Genomic DNA, 16,662 nt, shown 5'->3' with positions numbered 1-16,662 from the left:
CAGGAGATTCACGAGTCACACCGCGGTCTGAAGAACCAGCACCACCCTGCCAGCCGGCCCCAGGCCAGCCACCACCAACACTTACAGGGGATTCAGGATGCGTGGCAGATCGTTCGCGACAATGCATTGGCTGACGGACGGACGGAGGGGTCGAACGTCCGCTGTTCCTCGATGCTGTCACACATTTGGCGATGATCGACTCGGAGGGATACCCGTACGTCGCCCCCAATCGGGGTTTTGGGGTCTTCGGGTTGGTCGGCGACGCCGTGCGCGGGTCCCCCGGGGCCGAGCTCGCCGATCGCGCGCTGTTACAGCGCGGGCAGGACTGCAGCCGCCGAGGAACCGGCCCGGTCGGCCGCGAGTGCCCCGGCCAGCGACCAGGTGCGGTGCTGATCGTCCGGACCGGCCAGCTCCGTGGTGGTCAGCACGACCTCGGTGGCGCCTGCGTCGTAGTAGCGCTGGATTCCGGCGGCGACGGTCTGCTCGTCGCCGATGAGCGCCAGTTCCCCTGCCCGCGAGGCGCCTTCGAGTTCGATGACCCGGCGGTAGGACGGCACCTGCTCGTAGAACGCCAGCTGTTGCACCGCCGTCGCACGGGTGCCCTCGACATCGGAGGTGACGACTGCCGGGACGAAGGCGACGATGCGTGGTGTGGTTTCCGAGGTCTGCGTGATCACCGGCACGATGTGCTCGCTCAAGGTCTTCGGGCCCGCCAGATACGGCAGGGTGCCGTCGGCGAGTTCTCCGGTGACGCGTAGTGCTTGCGGCCCCATCGCGGCCACCAACACTGGTACGCGTGGTTCTGCCCCGGGTACCGCGGTCGGCAGCGGCGGTGTGACCGTCAGCAGTTCGCCGTGGAAGTCGGCGGTGCCCGTGTCGAGCAATTCCCGCAGCGCGGTGAGGAACTCGCGCAAGCGGGTAATGGGCCGATCGAAGGCCGCGCCGAACGCACCGGCGGCCAGCGTCGAACCGACGGCCAGGCCCAGATGATAACGCCCGTGCGTCGCGGCTTGGGCGGTCTGCGCCTGCGAGGACACCAGCAGCGGATGGCGGCCGACCACAGGGATGGCCGAGGTGCCGACCTGTAGGTCCGGCACTTCCCGGCCCACGATGGCGGCAAGGGCGGGGGAGTCGTAGTCCATCCGCTGTCCGAACCACACCGACCCGATACCCAGCTCGGCGACCGAGCGGGCTTGCGCCACGATCTGGTCGACATAGTTGCCCGAATTCGAGGCAGTGAGCGCAATTCCGAGAGTCATGCCAGGGGCAACCCGCGTGCGTGAGCGCCTGTTCCCGAATGTCGAGATGAAATCAGTTTGATCGCAAGGATTTTCGTCATCCGGGTGTCTGTGGACCGATCCTCTGAGGAGGGGGGACGGTGCGCAAGACCCCAGCAGGTCCGACCGCCAGGCGGCGCGCGTCCGGACCTGCTGGAGCGGTTGTTGACGGCTCGGCATCGGTTCAACCTCTGACGGGAACCTCATAGATACCTTGCACTGCACTATGTTCGGGTGTCATTCGCCGGTCTGATCAGTGGTGAAGCGGGCGGCGATCTCGGCGGCGGTCACCTTGGCCAGCTCGACGAGGAAAGGGACGCGCTCGGGGATCATGAGGGTGGTGGGGCCGCGCAGGCCGAGGGCGAAGCGGGCGTCGCCGGTCGGGGTGAGGATGGGCAGGCCGATGGTGCGGAAGCCGGGGTCGAGTTCTTCGTCGTTGTAGGCGTAGCCGCGGGATCGGCTGCGGGTGAGTTCTTCTCGCAGTTCGGCGGGGGTGGAGACCGAACGGGTGGTGCCTTCGTCGTAGGGCAGGGTGGCCAGGAAGTCGTCGGAGGTGTCTGACCAGGCGAGCAAGGCTTTGCCCAGGGCGCTGGCGTGCAGGGGAAGTCGAACGCCCATGAGGCGGTGGCCGTCGCTGTCGCGCCAGCGGCTGGTGCCGAGCAGCACGGCGTGGATGCTGTGGCGGATGGCGACCGAGACGCTGGCGCCGGTGGTGGCGGCGAGCTGTTCGAGGCTGGGCTCGGCGAGATAGATGCGGTGCTGGCGGTAGGCGATCTGGCCGTATTCGGCCAGGGCGCCGCCCATTCGGTAGCGGCTCGAGGTTTCGTCCTTGTCGAGGAATCCGGCCTGCACGAGGGCGCTCAGTAACCGGTGGGTAGTGCTGACCGCCAGGCCCTGCCGGCGGGCGATCTCGGACACGCCGCGCTCTTCGCCGCCGCGGAAGCAGTCCAGCACAGACAGGGCACGGGCGACGGTCTGCACTCCGGAAGCTTCCACGCCGGGGACGGTAACACGGTGCGGCGGTGCCGCAGGGCGACAGCCCTTTCCGATATATGGAAAGCCTGGCGTGATCGAGGTTCTGCTCACGGTGAGCGAAAAGCGGCTCGGCAGCTCAACGTTCGTCCCGCCAGCCGAAATCGGGTGTCCAATAGCGCTTCTAGTGTGCACGTGTCAATCCTTCCGATCCTTGGAAAGCATTACCTCGCAACGCAGCGGTTGCGCCCCTACTGTCGCTGCTCATTGATCGACTTCGATCCCTGATTCGGAAGAGGTGCTCCACGATGTTCCGCACGCGCAGGCCAAGCCGTTGGCGTCTCGCGCTCGCGCTCGCCCCCGTCGTTGCTCTGGTGGCGGCGTGTGGCTCGGGAACCGCCACCGAGGCGGGCCCGCAGGCGGAGCTGGTGCTGAAGGTGGCCGACCCCGGTAACTCCGGTCCGCTGGCGGTGGCCAAGCGCGACGGCACCTTCGACAAAGCGCTCGCGCCGCTGGGCGCGAAGGTCGAATGGGTCACCACCACACCGGGATTCAGCTCCATGCTGAAACTGTTCAACACCAAGGAACTCGACGTCTCCGGTGCCGCGTTCAGCCCGGTGGTCGGTGCGCTGTCCAAGGACGTGGCCGTGCGCATCGTCGCGGTGCAGGACCCGGCGGGCAAGGATCAGAGCGGAATCATCGCAGGCAAGGATTCCGGCGTCCACTCCGTTGCGGATCTGGTCGGCAAGCGGGTTGCGGTCAATCCGGCAGGCAAGGGCGAATACATTCTGCTCAAGGCGCTGGCGCGGGCCGGTATCCCGGCCGACAAGGTGACGCGAGTGCCGTTGCAGCAGAAGGACGCAGCCTCGGCGTTCGCGACCGGCAAGGTCGATGCGTGGGCGTCATTCCTGGTGCCGTATCAGGAGGCCAAGGCCAACGGCGGCGTGGAGATCGCCACCGAACAAAGCATTGGCTCCAGGGACAACTCGGTGGTGGTGTTCCGCACCGAGATCCTCGACAAGCGGCCCGAAGTCGCGGCCAAGTACCTCGAAGTGCTGCAGAGCCTGACCGCTCAGCAGCACGACAATCCCGCCGGGTTCGAGAATGTCTTCGAGCAGACCGGTCCGCGCGCGCTCAGTGGTGCGCGCCTTTCCGACGCCCTGCGGGTCGGGGCGGAAGCGACCGTGCCGCGGCTGCCGGCCGATTCCGACGCCGCCGATCTGGCCGATGTGGTGAACCTGTTCGCCGACAACGGCGTGATCACCCGCAAGATCACTGCCTCCGACATCTTCTACGACCTGAAGGCCAAACTCACTCCCGAGCAGCTGGCCGCCCTCGAGACGGGTCACTGACATGGCTGTGCTCGCAGTCCCCGCCGCCGAGGGAGCCGTCGGCGCGCTGGCTCCGCCGCGGACTCGGGTCGAGAAAGCACGCCCGACTTGGCTGTCGGTGCCGCTGCGTGTGCTGCTGCCCGCGTTGATCGTCGCCGCCTGGTGGATCGGCTCGGTCACCGGTGCGCTATCGCCGCAGGTGCTGGCCGGACCGCCCAAGGTCTGGTCGGCGTTCACTGAACTGCTGGGCAGTGGCCAGTTGCTCGACTTCGCGGTGGCCTCCTTCACCCGCGCCGCGTTCGGTGTCGGGCTGGGCGTCGGTGTCGGGCTGCTGGTCGGCCTGATCGCCGGATTGTCCAGCCTCGGTGAGGAATTGGTGGACTCCACCATGCAGATCGTGCGAGCGGTGCCGTTCCTGGCGCTGGTGCCCTTGTTCATCGCCTGGTTCGGCATCGACGAGCTGTACAAGGTGGCACTCATCGCTGTGGCCACCGTCGCTCCCATGTACGCGTACACCTATCTGGGAGTGCGCAATGTGGACCGCAAAGTGGTCGAGGCTGCGCGCGGATTCGGTTTGAGCGGGGCGCGGCTGGTGCTCGAGGTGATCCTGCCCTCGGCGCTGCCGGGGATACTCATGGCGCTGCGGGTGTGCTTGTCCATCAGCATCACCGGCCTCATCGCCGCCGAACAGGTCGGTACCACCGAGGGAGTGGGCTATCTGGTCACGTTGGCACAGGAGTACAACCGCACCGACTACATGGTGCTGTGCGTGGTGCTGTATGCGGTGCTGGGCTTGATCTTCGATGCCGTGGTGCGGTTGGCCGAACGGTATGCGATGCCCTGGCGGCGGCAGGTGGCTATCCGATGACCGCCGTCGAACAGTCTCCGCGTGCCACCGCGCCGGTCGCCGTGCGGATCACCGGACTACGCAAGGCCTTCGGTGACAAGATCATCCTCGACGGCGTCGATCTGACCATTCGCCGCGGCGAGTTCGTGGTCCTGCTCGGTCCCAGCGGCACCGGCAAGACCACCCTGCTGCGTCTGCTCACCGGCCTGGAAACCCCTGATGCCGGGCAGGTGCTGGTGCCGGCGGTGCGCACCACCGTCTATCAGGAGCCGCGGCTGATCCCGTCCAAGCGGGTGCTGGCCAATGTGACGGTCGGGCAACGCCGTTCGAAGCAGACCCGGGAGGGGGGCCTGCGGGCGCTGGCCGAGGTGTTTCTGGACGGTAAGGCCCGGCAGTGGCCTGCGACCCTGTCCGGTGGTGAAGCCCAGCGTGCGGCGCTGGCGCGGGCGCTGGTGCGCGAACCCGAACTGCTGTTGCTGGACGAGCCGTTCGCCGCGCTGGACGCGCTGACCCGGTTGCAGATGCAGGACCTGGTGGGGGAGTTGGTGACCCGCCATCACCCGGCGGTGCTCATGGTGACCCATGACGTGGACGAGGCGGTGCGCCTGGCCGACCGGGTGCTCATTCTCGATCGCGGCCGCTTCGCGGTGGACACCGAGATCGACCTGGACCATCCGCGCGACGGCAACGACCCTGCCGCACTGCGCTATCGCGCGGCCTTCCTCGCCGAACTCGGCGTCGGCACCGCGCCCTCGAAGAACTCAGGAGCATAGATGACCACCACAGCACAGCCTGATCCGGCCAGTACCCTCTGGTACACCCGCTGCCCGGTGCCGACCGCGAGCGGGCTGGCCCACAGTCTGGGTTGGCTGGGCGAGACGGCCCGTACCCACGGCCTGGCCTTCGGGGTCCTGCAGGACGCCGGCCCGGAGCTGGCCGCCCGCCACTTCGACCACACTCTCGAGGGTTTGGTGCGCGAAGGCGGCAACGTGCCCGCGCTGGCCGCGCGCGCTCAGGGCTCACCGACCCGGCTGATCGGGCTGACCTGGATCGACGAAGCGCAGGCCATTCTGGTCGGCCCGCAGTCGCCGGTGAGTTCACCGGCGGAACTGGCGGGGCTGCGGATCGGCATCCCGGCATGGGCGCAGGATCAGGCGCGCAGCTTCCCGCGAGCGATGGCCCTGCACGGGTTCATCAGCGCGCTGCGCCTGGGTGGGCTCACCCTCGGCGATGTGCAGGTCGTGGAACTGGGTGTGGAGCGGGATCCGCAGGTGCGCACCGAGGTTCAGCGGCGTGCCCGGTCCATCACCTGGGGCGCCGACGAGTTGCTGCGCGGTGAGGTGGACGCCATCTACGTCAAGGGTGCCCGCGCTCAGGAAGTCGCCGCGCAGCATGGGCTGCGGGTGGCGGTGGACCTGGATGCCACCGACACCAAACGCCTGCGCGTCAACAACGGCACCCCGCGCCCGATTACGGTGCATCAGGATCTGCTCGACACCAACCCGGACGCGGTGATCGGGTTCCTGGCTCAGAGCCTGCGGGCCGCGGACTGGGCGACCGACAATCTGGACGGTGTGCGGGAGGTGCTGCAACGCGAAACCCTGTCCGGGCCTGAGGGAGTCGCGGCCGCCTACGGCACCGAGTTCCATCGTGGTCTGCATCCGTCGCTGGATCCCGAACGCCTGGAGCTGCTCGGGGTGCAGAAGCAGTTCCTCTATGCCCACGGTTTCCTGGCCGCTGATTTCGATCTCGACTCCTGGGTCGCCCATGAGCCGCTGGCGCGGGCGCGGGCGCTGGTCTCCGCCGGGCAGGTCGCGGCATGACCGAATATCTGTGGCGGCTGCCCAGCCGTGGTGACGGTCGCCGGGCTCGCCCGCAGTTGCGTCACCGCGGTGGATTCGGTGACCCGGTTCCGACACCGGCGGGCGGGCGCTTCGGTACGCGCCGCCCGGACGACCGAGAGCCGACCGATGTACGCCGCGGGCGCTTCGGGCCTTTCGACGATCTGCACCAGGTGATCGATGCCGCTGAGCTGGCGGGCCTCGACGGTGTGCTCGCGCCGTACGACCCGCTGGGCGAGGAATCGTGGATCGTGGCCGGCGGTGCGTTGCGCGCCACCCGCCACGCGCGCGTGATCGTCGAATTCCAGGCTGCTTTCGGCACTCCGGTGTATGCGGCGAAGGTCTCGGCCACCCTGCAACGGCTGTCCGCGGGACGGCTGGGCTGGCGGCTGGCCGTCGACACCGACGCCGAGGATGCGCATACCCGCGGCGACCGGGTCAGCGGGGACGACCGGTACGCGCGGGCAGCAGAGTTCCTGACCGTGGCGCGCGGGGTGTGGAATGCCGACCCGGTGCCCGGTGCCGGATTTCAAGGCACCGGGTTCGATTTCGCTGGCGAACACTACGACGTGATCGACGGTGGCTTCCGCGGCATCCTGTCCGGGTTGCCGTTCCCGACGGTGTACCTGTCGGGCACTTCGGAGCCGGCACTGGATCTTTCGGCCCGCCACGGTGATGTGCACTTGTTCACCGAATCCAGCGACGGTCCCGACGGTCCGGCCGCGGCGCTGGCGCAGCTGCGAGAGCGCACCGCCGAGACCGGTCGCGGTGTGCGTGCGGGGCTGGAGTTGCCGGTGATCGCTCGTGAAACCGAGGACGAGGCGTGGGCGCGTGCGGAACGCCAATGGCGCGAAGTACATCCTGACGGTCCCGGCGCGCGGTCGCTGAGTCTCGACGGTGCCCGCTGGGGCGGGTTCGCCGAGCTCGGCTATCTGCAGCCGGTTGGCCTGGTCGGCAGCTACGAGCGTGTCGCCCATCAGTTGCAGGTCTACGAGGCCGCCGGTTTCGACAGCATTGTGTTGTCCGGGCACCCGCACATCGAGGAAGTGCACCGTGCCGGTGAGCACTTGCTGTTCCTGGCCGATCCGGCCGGCCGGACCCTGCAGGAGACCACGGCATGAGCATCGACATCTATTGGCGCATCGGCATGGAAGGCGACCATGCCTCCTTGCGTACCCCGCGCCGCTATAACCGCGGCCACGCCAACGGCTACGGTCCAGGCAATATCGCCCCGGCCGTGCGCGGCGGCGCACTCGACGGCTACAGCTACATCGACCATGTCGCCGCCGTCGCCAAAGCCAGTGAATCGGCTGGGTTCCTGGGCGGTCTGCTGCCCTCGTTCCCAGTGACCGAGGACCCGTGGGCCTTCGCCGCGGCGCTGGCCCGCGAGACCACCACCTATCGGTTCATGGTCGCCTTCCAGCCCGGGTTCCTGCATCCGGTGCAGGCCGCGCGCATGTCGGCCAGCCTGCAACGCGCCACCGGCGGGCGGCTGGTCTACAACATCATCAGCGGAGGTGGCGGCCCGGCCCAATTGTGGTGGGGCGACAAGGTATCTCACGACGACCGCTACGCGCGCACCAGCGAATTCCTCGACGTGCTGCGCGGGGTGTGGGACGGACAGCCCTTCACCCACGACGGCCGGTTCTTCCGCACCGACGCCGCCGCCCTGCCGCCGGGGCTGGCAAGGCAACCGTTCCCGGAGGTCTATTTCTCCGGGTCTTCGGGTGCCGCAGTGCAGGCTGCGGGCCGTCACGCCGACTATTACCTGTCCTGGCTCGAGCCCTACGCCGATCTGCGCGCCAAGTTCGACGGGGTGCGCACGCACGCCGAAACGGTCGGGCGCACCCCGAAATTCGCGGTCCGCATCGACATCGTGGCCCGTCACACCGAGGAAGCGGCCTGGGCCGAGATCCGCAAAGGCTGGGCCTTCGTCGACAGCGACGCCGCCAATCGCGCCGCTCGAGGTGATTCGGTCGGTGCGGCCCGCATCAAAGGCTGGGTGCCCGAAACCGTCACCGGCTACCGCGATCTGGAAGTGCAGCCCAACGTCTGGTGCGGGTTCAGCCTGATTCGCGGCGGGCCCGCGTTCGGTCTGGTCGGCAGCTACGAACAGGTCGCCCAACGCCTCGACGAGTTGATCGATCTCGGTGTGGACGCCTTCATCCTGGCCGGTAACCCGCATCTGGAAGAGGCCTACCGGATCGGTGAGGAAGTTCTGCCGCTGCTGGGTCGCACCCGTATGACCACCCCGACCACTCCCGTGCTCACCCACGCCTGACTAGGAGAAGCCATGACCACTACCGAGATTCGGCTCGACGAGACCGTGCAGGCATTCGTCTCCGCCGTGACCCGCGACGCGGAGCAGGCCTTCCGAGTGCTGCGTGAGACCGGCACCGTCACCGGCAATGGCACCGTCAATTTCGTCGAACGCGTACCTGGTACCGAGATTGCCGTCGCCTTCAACGAACCGGGCCCGTGGTCCGACGACCGTACTGTCGTGCCGGTCGTGGCCGGTTTCGACGGAGACGTGCTCTCGGGCACCGGATCCGCCGGGTTCGTCACCGGTTACGCCAATGTGTTCCGCGCGCACCCGGAGATCACCTCCGTGGTGCACGTGCACAGCCCGTGGCTGGGCGGCTGGGCCCAGACCCACCGCGTATTCCCCATCCGCTACGCCGCGGTGCAGCGGCTGACCCTGTCGCGGCAGATCCCGCCGCATATCGACCGCAGTATCGGCGCCGGGGATTTCGTCCTCGACCAGCTCACGCGGGACCCCGACCTGATCGCCATCTTCGAAGCAAACGGCGGCGCCAACGTCATCGGCCGCGCCGGACTGCTGGAGTTGGCCAAGCTGGTGGTGCTGCTCGAGGAAGGCGCCCAGTATCAGGCCATCGCCGAAACACTCGGCGGCTCGGTCGATTTCGACAAATCCAACCTGGCCGTCCAGTGGGGTCGAACCGGCCTCGCCGACGAAGCCCGCCGCCGCGGCCTGATCTGACCACCACCTCCGAGCATCCTCAGGAGCCTTTCCATGACCGTTCGTGTCGGCTACTTCCCGCACAACAACTCCCTGTTCGTCCTGCGCCACCGCGGCATCCTCGAGCGCACCCTGCCCGAGGTGGAATGGGTGGACCTGCGCGGCCTGCCGCAACCGGAGCGCGTGGATGTGAAAACCGCACTGCCGTCGCTGCATTCGGACTTCTTGTTCACCGATCCCGGCTACGACTTCATCGGCACCGGCTTCACCCCGCCGGTCACCGCCTTGGCCCATGGCCGCGACGTTGTTTACGTCGGCATCTCCGGTCCGCGTATAGAGAACGGGCGCCTGGTCACAAAGGCTGACAGCGGCATCGAATCGGTCGCCGATTTGAAGGGTAAGCGCGTCGGCATCGCCCACGGCTCCTGGCAGACCACCCTGCTGCTGTTCGCGCTGGAGAAGGCCGGATTGGGCTGGGCCGACATCGAACCGGTCGACACCGACGTGCATGACGGTGGTGCCGCGCTGCTGGCCGGCGACCTCGATGCCTGGGTCGGCGCCTACCCGGGGTTGACTGCCGTGGAGGTCGTAACCGAACTGCGGACGTTGATCGACACCGAGTCGCTGTTCAGCCATCCTTCGCTGTGGTTCACCCGCCGCGACTTCGCCGAGAACAATCGCGAGGCCCTCCGGGCGATCATTGCCGCGCTGCAGGAATCCGATGCGTGGATCGTGCAGAACCCGCGGGCGGCCGCCCAGTACTTCGTCGACGACATCGTCGCCCGGGGTGGCAGCGCCGATCTGGATGCATGGGAGGCGGCGCTGCGCGGGCGGCCGTTCGGCATCGGACCGGTGACCGAGGAATTTCTCGACGAACAGCAGCACGCTGCGGACTTGCTCGCCGCGAACGGGCTGCTGCCCCAGACGATTCGCGTGCGCGAAGCGGTCGACGCCTCGACCGGCGAGTTCGTCGTCGCGAGCCGCGAACCGGCGACCGCCAACTGACAAACGCTGTCCGGCCGCTCGAGTGAGCGGCCGGACAGCATCGGCGCGACCACGGGCAGGACATGGCCGAGGCCAGCGCGATCCTCACCAGCCTGCGCGAAAAGACGAGCGGCGCAGGATCGCCGCCGCCGAGGCTCACGGGGACAAACCTCTGGACGCGGCGGAGCGAGCCGAGTTGCTGCGGTTGCGAAAGCAAGTCGCCGAGCAGGATAAAGATATCGCGTTTTTGAAAAAGGTGTGCCAGTTCCCAGGCTAGTTCTCGATGGCTCGGCCGCGGATGCGCTGGCCGAGGAACAGCGCTGCGCGGTCCAGGGCCTCGTCTGCTTCGTCGAGGACGCCTGTGAAGGACTGGAACACGTGAGGTACGTCTGCGGTGATGTCCAGGATGACGTCCACGTTGGCCGCTCGCGCGCGGGCGGCCAGGCGGGTGGAATCATCCAGGATCATTTCGTTGGTGCCTGCCTGCAGCAGCATCGGGGGAAAGCCGCTGAGGTCGGCGAGGGTTGCCGGGCTGAGTAGGGGTTGGTGCGGGTCCTGACCCGCGAGGTACATGGCACCGGTGTGTTCCAGGCTCTCGCGGGTGAACAACGGGTCAATCCCCGCTTTGGTATCCATGCTTTGGCCCGTGCGGGTCATATCGAGACCGGGTGAGAACGCCACGATCGCGGCGGGCAGGGGCAAGCTCGCGTCGCGGGCTGCGAGGCAGGTGGTGACGGTCAGACCGCCGCCGGCGGAGTCGCCCGCGAACGCGATGGCCGAGGGCTGTTCACCGCTGTCGAGCAACGCTCGGTAGGCACCCAGCGCGTCGTCGATCGCGGCCGGGAACGGGTGTTCAGGCGCCAGCCGATAGTCCAGCGAGAAGGCGCGGAATCTGGTTCGGGTCACCAGGTTTGCGGTCAGCGACATGGCCGTGTCGGGTGAACCGTAGACGAAGCCGCCACCGTGGAAATAGAGGATCGTCCCGGCTCGCGCAGTGTTCACCGGTTCGACGAGCACGGCGGGCCGGTCGCCGAGTGTCATGGTTCGGGTGCGTGTCCCGGTCGGCACGCTCATCTGGGCCATCAGCGCTCGGAATGCCGCGCGGATCTCCGCGACCGATCCGAGCCCGGTAGGCCGCGGCTGCCGCAGCAGCGCATCGATCTTCGCGCGTTGTTCCCTGCTCATATATGCCTTCCTGAGAAGTATCTTCCTCTACAATATATGCTGTGGAATATAAATCAGGTGGCGATACCGTCGACCTGCCGGGCTTGTTCGCCGATCTCGTCCGGTGTGAGACGCGGTTGTACAACGCGCTCAACGATCGCCTGCGCGAGCGGCACGGGATCGTCACCTCGCAGTTCGAATCCCTGCGCTTCCTGCGTGATCACCCTGGCGCCCGGGTGGCCGACCTCGCGAGCGAGTTCGCCGCGGGCGTCGGGGCGATCAGCAAAGGTGTCGACCGCTTGGAGAAACAGGGATGGGTTGTGCGGCAACCGAATCCGTCGGATCGCCGGTCGTCGCTTCTGGCCCTGACCGATGACGGTGTGCGTGTGGTCGAGGCAGCGGAGGAAACCTTCTCCGAGCGGCTGATCCAGTTGCTCGGCACCACCCTCACCGGGTCTTCCTTATCGGCTGTCGCGCAATCCCTTTCGCAGCTGCGTGGCGTGCTCGAGCGTAACCAAATCGGCCTGCCCGCAGGCTGATCGGCATAGTCACGGGCCTGTAACTCGACAGCCGGTTCCTTCCGGGGCGCGCGAGCGGGCAGGCCGCAGCCAGCGGCAGTGCCGCGACCAGCGTGACGTCCGCAATCGATGCACTCAATTCGGCAGATCAGTGCGTTCGGCTGGCCGCGGTTTGGCCGGTTCTCTCAGCGCGCAACGCGGCAATACAGGATGTTCGATGGGTACTATCCGCAAAGCCTTCGCCGACATCCCGGCCGGCCACCTACCCAACCTTCTACTGTGGTCGCTCGGCAGAAGCATGAAGCATCAGGCAGACCAGGATGGTCATATGCACGACCCACTCACCGGCACGGCTGGACAAGCATTGCTTTCATGACTCCGGACCATTGGAGCACAGCAAGTTACGAATTCAGCAGCCCGCCGTATCCGGATCCTTGTAGCCTAGGGGCACGCGATCCGGAAGGGGTAGGCATGGATCCGTTGTCGATCATCCTGACGGCTTTGGTCGCCGGTGCGGCCGCAGGCGGTTCCGATGCCGCTTCGGCCGCTGTCCGTGACGGCTACGCCGCGCTACGCCGCCGCCTTACCCAGGTGGCGGGCGATCCAGAAACCCGGACGGCGCTCGAAGCCAATGACGCGGCGCCCGGTGGCAACGTCGCGGAGATGCGAGCAACGCTGTCGCGAGCGCAGGCGGCCGATGACGAGGAGTTGCGCACGACCGCAGCCGAATTGCTCACGCGCTTACCCTCGGATCGGATCGAACAGGCCCGAGTTCGGATCACGGTGACCGACGCGCAGGGCGTGCAGATCGGCGATCACAACGTCCAGAGCAACACCTTCGGTTGATTCGCGAGGCACCCCGGGGGCCGGTGTGGAGGACGAGCCGAACAGCATCGATGCCCGCGTAGTCCAGGGCCTGCAAATCGGTAGCCACAACATCCAGTACATCAACAACTACCTGGCGGCGGAATCCACAGGGGTCGCGCCGCCGCCACTGATCACCTTCTCCGGGCGGGTCGAATCCCCGTATCGCGGCCTGCGCTGGTTCACCGAACACGACGCGCCCTTCTTCTTCGGCCGCGACAGCATGGTGGACGACGTGCTACACCGGCTCACACGCTGCCTGGACGAGCGGGAAATACTGCTGGTGTCAGGTGTTTCGGGCGCGGGCAAGTCCTCGCTGCTACACGCGGGAGTCCTCCCCCGCATCCGAGGCGGCGGCCTGCCGGGCGCGCCAGAGGTGCACCACCGTCCGTGCGTGGTGCTCCAGCCCGGCCATCAGCCGCTCGACGAACTCGCTTGGTGCGCAGCACGATTGGGTCTGGACGCAGCGACAGTGCGCCGAGAGTTGCGGGCCGACCCCACCGGGTTCGCTCTCGTCGCCGCCCAGGCCGTCGCCGGGTCGGACGGATCGTCGTCCGATCGCGGACTGCTGCTCGTCGTCGACCAGTTCGAGCAACTCTTCACCCAGTGCCGCGACCACGCTCAGCGACAAGCCTTCGTCGAAGCTCTGCATGCCGCAGCGACGTCCGGCCCCGGCACACACGGCCCCGCGGCGCTGGTGGTGCTGGTCGTGAGGGCCGATTTCGAAGCTCGCTGCGCCGACTTCGAACAGCTGACCCGCGCGGTTCAAGACCGCTACCTGGTGACCGCGATGACCGAACGTCAACTGCGCCTGGCGATCACCGAGCCCGCCAAGGCAGCTGGCTCCCGGGTCGATGACGAACTCACCGAGCAACTGCTGCGCGAGATGCAACCCCGGCACGACCTCTCCGGCGCCGGAGTGCTGCCGCTGCTCTCCGACGCGCTGGATCGAGCCTGGCGCAACCGAGCCGGAACGGAACTGACCCTCGCGGACTACGAACGCACCGGCGGTATCGAAAGCGCCGTAGCCGACAGCGCGCAACGAACCTTCGACACCCTCACCCCGCGCCAGAAAGAGCTGGCACAACGAATCTTCACCCGGTTGACCGTCACCGGCGCCGACGGCACCGACACCGCCGACCGCGTCGAACGCGGCACCCTCGCTCGCACCGAGGACGAGATCGACCACATCGACGCCGTACTGGAAGCGTTCGTCGCCGAACGCCTGCTGCTCGTGGGCAACACCACCGTCGAGATCAGCCACGAGATCCTGCTCACCACCTGGCCGCTACTGGTCGAATGGCTGGCCGGTACCCACGAGGTCCGCGCCGTCTGCTCCCGGCTGCGCGCCGCCGCGGCGGAATGGCACCGCTCAGGCGACTCGGCCTATCTCTACACCGGAAGCATCCTGGAAACCGCCATCGCCACCAGGGAGCGGATTGCGGCCGACCCGTCGCGATATCCCGCATTGGACGGCCAGATGACCGAATTCCTCACCGCGAGCATCCGAGCGCAGCGGCGCCGCAGCCGCACGCGCGGAGCGTTCACCGCGCTGCTGCTGGTGCTGGTCGTCGGATTGAGTATCGCCACCGTCACCGCCTTCCGGGCATCCAATGCGTCGGCGCGGGAGCGCGACATCGCGGTGGCGCGCCAGTTGATCAGCCAGAGCGAACGTCTCAGCACGACAGACCCTTTCGGCTCTCGGCTCACCGCGCTCGCCGCGTGGCGCATCGACCCGGGCACCGACTCCCGCTACGCCATGCTCACCGCCGCCCGCAACCCGAGGACCGGCGCTCTGCCAGGGCATGGGGGTCGGGTGTTGTCGATCGGGTTCGACCCGACCGGGACGACCATGGTCACCTCGGACGAGGGCGGCGAGGTACGCCTGTGGGACGTCGCAGGTCGCCGCCTCCGCGGCGCTCCGCTCGATGACGTCAACAAGCGCGCGCTCTACCTTGCCGCGTTCAGCCCGGACGGAAAGACGCTGGCCACCACCGATGACCTCTCGGAGCTGCAGTTCTGGGACGTGGAAAGCCGAAAGCCCGTCAGCGATACCATTTTTGCGCACAACGGTCCGGTGACGGCCCTGATGTTCAGCCCGGACGGAAAGACCGTCCTCACAAGCAATGACACGACAGTGAAGTTGTGGGATGTCGCCAGTCGCACATTGATCGGCGCGCTGCCCGACGTCATAGGCCTTAAGACCTACGCGGTGGCGTTCAGCCCGGACGGGCGGCTGCTCGCGACCGGAAGCGCCGACACCACGGTGCGACTGTGGGACGTCGCGAGCCGACAGCTCGTGGGCGCGCCACTCGCGGGCCACACCGGTAAGGTGCGGTCGCTGGCGTTCAGCCCGGATGGCAGGACCCTGGCCACTGGCGGCGATGACGCCACGGTCCGGCTGTGGGAGGTCGCGGCCGGTCGTCCGCTCGGCGACCCCTTCATCGGCCACACCGGTGAGGTGCGGTCGCTGGCGTTCAGCCCAGATGGCACGACCCTGGCCAGCACAGGCAACGACGCCTCGATCCGGCTGTGGGACATCCCGGCCCACCAAATCCTCAGCGCTCCACTCACCGACCCCACCGGCCCTGTGGACCTGGTGGTCTTCCATCCGGACGGGAACACTCTCGCCTCCGCCGGCCGCGACGGCAAGGTGTGGCTGTGGGATACCCGCGGGCGCCGCCCACTCGGCGGCTCTCTCATCGATTCGAGCACTCCGGTGCGGTCGGTAGTGTTCAACCCGGCCGCCACGAGCGCCGCCGCCATCGATGCCCGCGGCGCCGTGCAGCTGTGGGATGTCGTCCATCGCCGCCCACTCGGCGCTCCGCTCGTGGACCCGGCGGGTAATCCCATCCTGACGGTGGCCTTCAGCCCAGAGGGAACCATGCTCGCCACTACGGATGGCGGGACGAGAATCCTGCTGTGGGACGCCGCGGGAAACCCGATCGGCGTCCTGACGAGCCGAACCACTACTCAGCGGGTTGTGTTCAGTCCGGACGGCAAAACCCTCGTGAGCGTCGACTACATCGGCGGTTTGCAACTGTGGGATATCAAGAGCCGGCGGCCGATCGGCAAGGCGCTCGCCGTCCAGATGGACGGCCCAGTGTTCAGTCCCGACGGGAAGAAACTCGCCGCCCTCGGGAACGGCGAGATCCGGCTATGGGATGTCGCCAGTCGCAAGCTCCTCGGAGAACCCATGGGCGAACCCGATGTCGGCGGGATCCTGCGGATCATCTTCAACTCGGACGGCACCAGAATCGCGGCCGTCACCGGAACGGGGGCGGTACGTCTGTGGGATGTCGCAGCCCGTAAACCCATCGGCGAGTTCTTCTTCGATCTCGGCACCTCCCTCCAGGAGGCGCTATTCACTTCAGACGACACAATGCTCGTCACCGCTGACGCGAAACACATTGTGCGCCTGTGGGATATCGGTACCCGGCGACCAATCGGTGATCCCGTCACATTCCACGATTCCTTCCAGGCACCCCTGTCGTTGAGTCCGGATGGCAGAACACTCGCGGCCGGAGATCTGAACGGCAAGCTCTGGGATATCGGCGCGGTCATCGATGTCGAAGCGTCCCTGTGCGCCTGGGCCGCAGGCACATTCGACCGCGACAGCTGGACGCGCTATATCCCTGCCGACACCGCCTATCGGCCGCTGTGCCCGTAGGCGGAACGGCTACGTTGCACGCGCGCATCCGCAAATCGGCAGTTGCGGACATTCCGCGGCGCTGAAAGAACGACGAGCGAATCGCTGCCCTGCGCCGATCAGGTCGGCCCCTATCCGCCCTTAATACTGCAACTGCACTCAGGTGAGTGGGTGGCCGCGGCGACGGTAGTGCGATAACCGGGCTTGGTGCTGGCGGCGTCGCCGCCAGCGTGAC

Annotated in this window: 14 protein-coding genes; 11 read left to right on the top strand and 3 right to left on the bottom strand. The window is 67.4% G+C overall.

Translation table 11 applies throughout. The annotated features are described in order from the left end of the window. Positions 1–308: 308 nt before the first annotated feature. Complete coding sequence (locus ACZ60G_RS43515) at positions 309–1,259, bottom strand: TIGR03564 family F420-dependent LLM class oxidoreductase (protein ID WP_465818206.1); 951 nt, start codon at positions 1,257–1,259, stop codon at positions 309–311. A 255-nt stretch (positions 1,260–1,514) separates the two neighbouring features. Continuing rightward, positions 1,515–2,273, bottom strand: coding sequence for an IclR family transcriptional regulator (locus ACZ60G_RS43510; protein ID WP_465818204.1), 759 nt, complete (start codon positions 2,271–2,273; stop codon positions 1,515–1,517). 284 nt (positions 2,274–2,557) lie between these two features. Between ACZ60G_RS43510 and ACZ60G_RS43505 the strand changes: the two genes are divergently transcribed. From ACZ60G_RS43505 to ACZ60G_RS43470, 8 genes are read left to right on the top strand one after another with little or no spacing between them, the layout of a single operon-like run. After that, positions 2,558–3,601 (top strand): NrtA/SsuA/CpmA family ABC transporter substrate-binding protein, encoded by a 1,044-nt coding sequence (locus ACZ60G_RS43505; RefSeq protein WP_465818203.1) that lies wholly within the window; start codon positions 2,558–2,560, stop codon positions 3,599–3,601. A gap of 1 nt (position 3,602) precedes the next feature. Beyond that, the gene (locus ACZ60G_RS43500; RefSeq protein ID WP_465818201.1) at positions 3,603–4,448 is read left to right on the top strand and encodes an ABC transporter permease; all 846 of its coding nucleotides are present in this window, start codon (positions 3,603–3,605) and stop codon (positions 4,446–4,448) included. Next, positions 4,445–5,200, top strand: coding sequence for an ATP-binding cassette domain-containing protein (locus ACZ60G_RS43495; RefSeq protein ID WP_465818199.1), 756 nt, complete (start codon positions 4,445–4,447; stop codon positions 5,198–5,200). The genes ACZ60G_RS43500 and ACZ60G_RS43495 overlap by 4 nt, the downstream gene beginning before the upstream one ends. Beyond that, the gene (locus ACZ60G_RS43490; protein WP_465818197.1) at positions 5,201–6,250 is read left to right on the top strand and encodes an ABC transporter substrate-binding protein; all 1,050 of its coding nucleotides are present in this window, start codon (positions 5,201–5,203) and stop codon (positions 6,248–6,250) included. Then, on the top strand, positions 6,247–7,389 hold the full coding sequence (locus ACZ60G_RS43485; protein WP_465818195.1) for an LLM class flavin-dependent oxidoreductase: 1,143 nt from the start codon (positions 6,247–6,249) through the stop codon (positions 7,387–7,389). Before ACZ60G_RS43490 ends, ACZ60G_RS43485 begins: the two co-directional genes overlap by 4 nt. Then, positions 7,386–8,549 carry an LLM class flavin-dependent oxidoreductase gene (locus ACZ60G_RS43480; protein ID WP_465818193.1) on the top strand — a complete coding sequence of 388 codons (1,164 nt, stop codon included), beginning with the start codon at positions 7,386–7,388 and terminating at the stop codon, positions 8,547–8,549. Before ACZ60G_RS43485 ends, ACZ60G_RS43480 begins: the two co-directional genes overlap by 4 nt. Before the next feature lie 12 nt (positions 8,550–8,561). Next, positions 8,562–9,269: a class II aldolase/adducin family protein gene (locus tag ACZ60G_RS43475; RefSeq protein ID WP_465818191.1), complete on the top strand. Its 708-nt coding sequence runs from the start codon at positions 8,562–8,564 to the stop codon at positions 9,267–9,269. A gap of 33 nt (positions 9,270–9,302) precedes the next feature. Beyond that, positions 9,303–10,253, top strand: coding sequence for an ABC transporter substrate-binding protein (locus tag ACZ60G_RS43470; protein WP_465818189.1), 951 nt, complete (start codon positions 9,303–9,305; stop codon positions 10,251–10,253). Positions 10,254–10,505: 252 nt separating this feature from the next. On the opposite strand, the gene ACZ60G_RS43465 is transcribed toward ACZ60G_RS43470, so the two are convergent. Beyond that, positions 10,506–11,417 carry an alpha/beta hydrolase gene (locus ACZ60G_RS43465; RefSeq protein ID WP_465818187.1) on the bottom strand — a complete coding sequence of 304 codons (912 nt, stop codon included), beginning with the start codon at positions 11,415–11,417 and terminating at the stop codon, positions 10,506–10,508. A gap of 41 nt (positions 11,418–11,458) precedes the next feature. Here ACZ60G_RS43465 and ACZ60G_RS43460 point away from each other — a divergent pair, with 41 nt between their 5' ends. The 3 genes from ACZ60G_RS43460 (at position 11,459) to ACZ60G_RS43450 (ending at position 16,448) form a co-directional block, all read left to right on the top strand. Next, the gene (locus ACZ60G_RS43460; RefSeq protein WP_465818185.1) at positions 11,459–11,935 is read left to right on the top strand and encodes a MarR family winged helix-turn-helix transcriptional regulator; all 477 of its coding nucleotides are present in this window, start codon (positions 11,459–11,461) and stop codon (positions 11,933–11,935) included. A 450-nt stretch (positions 11,936–12,385) separates the two neighbouring features. Next, entirely contained in the window at positions 12,386–12,760 is a 375-nt protein-coding gene (locus ACZ60G_RS43455; protein WP_465818183.1) for an RIP homotypic interaction motif-containing protein, read from the top strand. Between the two features lie 25 nt (positions 12,761–12,785). Beyond that, positions 12,786–16,448 carry an nSTAND1 domain-containing NTPase gene (locus ACZ60G_RS43450; RefSeq protein WP_465818181.1) on the top strand — a complete coding sequence of 1,221 codons (3,663 nt, stop codon included), beginning with the start codon at positions 12,786–12,788 and terminating at the stop codon, positions 16,446–16,448. Positions 16,449–16,662: the final 214 nt, after the last annotated feature.

Source organism: Nocardia sp. NPDC102475 (assembly GCF_055584605.1).
This window is presented reverse-complemented; position numbering and strand designations above follow the sequence as displayed.

Bases quoted from the DNA above. Each gene is read 5' to 3' on its own strand.
- ACZ60G_RS43495 (WP_465818199.1), top strand. From the start codon at position 4,445: ATGACCGCCGTCGAACAGTCTCCGCGTGCCACCGCGCCGGTCGCCGTG.
- ACZ60G_RS43455 (WP_465818183.1), top strand. From the start codon at position 12,386: ATGGATCCGTTGTCGATCATCCTGACGGCTTTGGTCGCCGGTGCGGCC.
- ACZ60G_RS43500 (WP_465818201.1), top strand. From the start codon at position 3,603: ATGGCTGTGCTCGCAGTCCCCGCCGCCGAGGGAGCCGTCGGCGCGCTG.
- ACZ60G_RS43480 (WP_465818193.1), top strand. From the start codon at position 7,386: ATGAGCATCGACATCTATTGGCGCATCGGCATGGAAGGCGACCATGCC.
- ACZ60G_RS43490 (WP_465818197.1), top strand. From the start codon at position 5,201: ATGACCACCACAGCACAGCCTGATCCGGCCAGTACCCTCTGGTACACC.
- ACZ60G_RS43475 (WP_465818191.1), top strand. From the start codon at position 8,562: ATGACCACTACCGAGATTCGGCTCGACGAGACCGTGCAGGCATTCGTC.
- ACZ60G_RS43465 (WP_465818187.1), bottom strand. From the start codon at position 11,417: ATGAGCAGGGAACAACGCGCGAAGATCGATGCGCTGCTGCGGCAGCCG.
- ACZ60G_RS43505 (WP_465818203.1), top strand. From the start codon at position 2,558: ATGTTCCGCACGCGCAGGCCAAGCCGTTGGCGTCTCGCGCTCGCGCTC.
- ACZ60G_RS43515 (WP_465818206.1), bottom strand. From the start codon at position 1,259: ATGACTCTCGGAATTGCGCTCACTGCCTCGAATTCGGGCAACTATGTC.
- ACZ60G_RS43485 (WP_465818195.1), top strand. From the start codon at position 6,247: ATGACCGAATATCTGTGGCGGCTGCCCAGCCGTGGTGACGGTCGCCGG.
- ACZ60G_RS43470 (WP_465818189.1), top strand. From the start codon at position 9,303: ATGACCGTTCGTGTCGGCTACTTCCCGCACAACAACTCCCTGTTCGTC.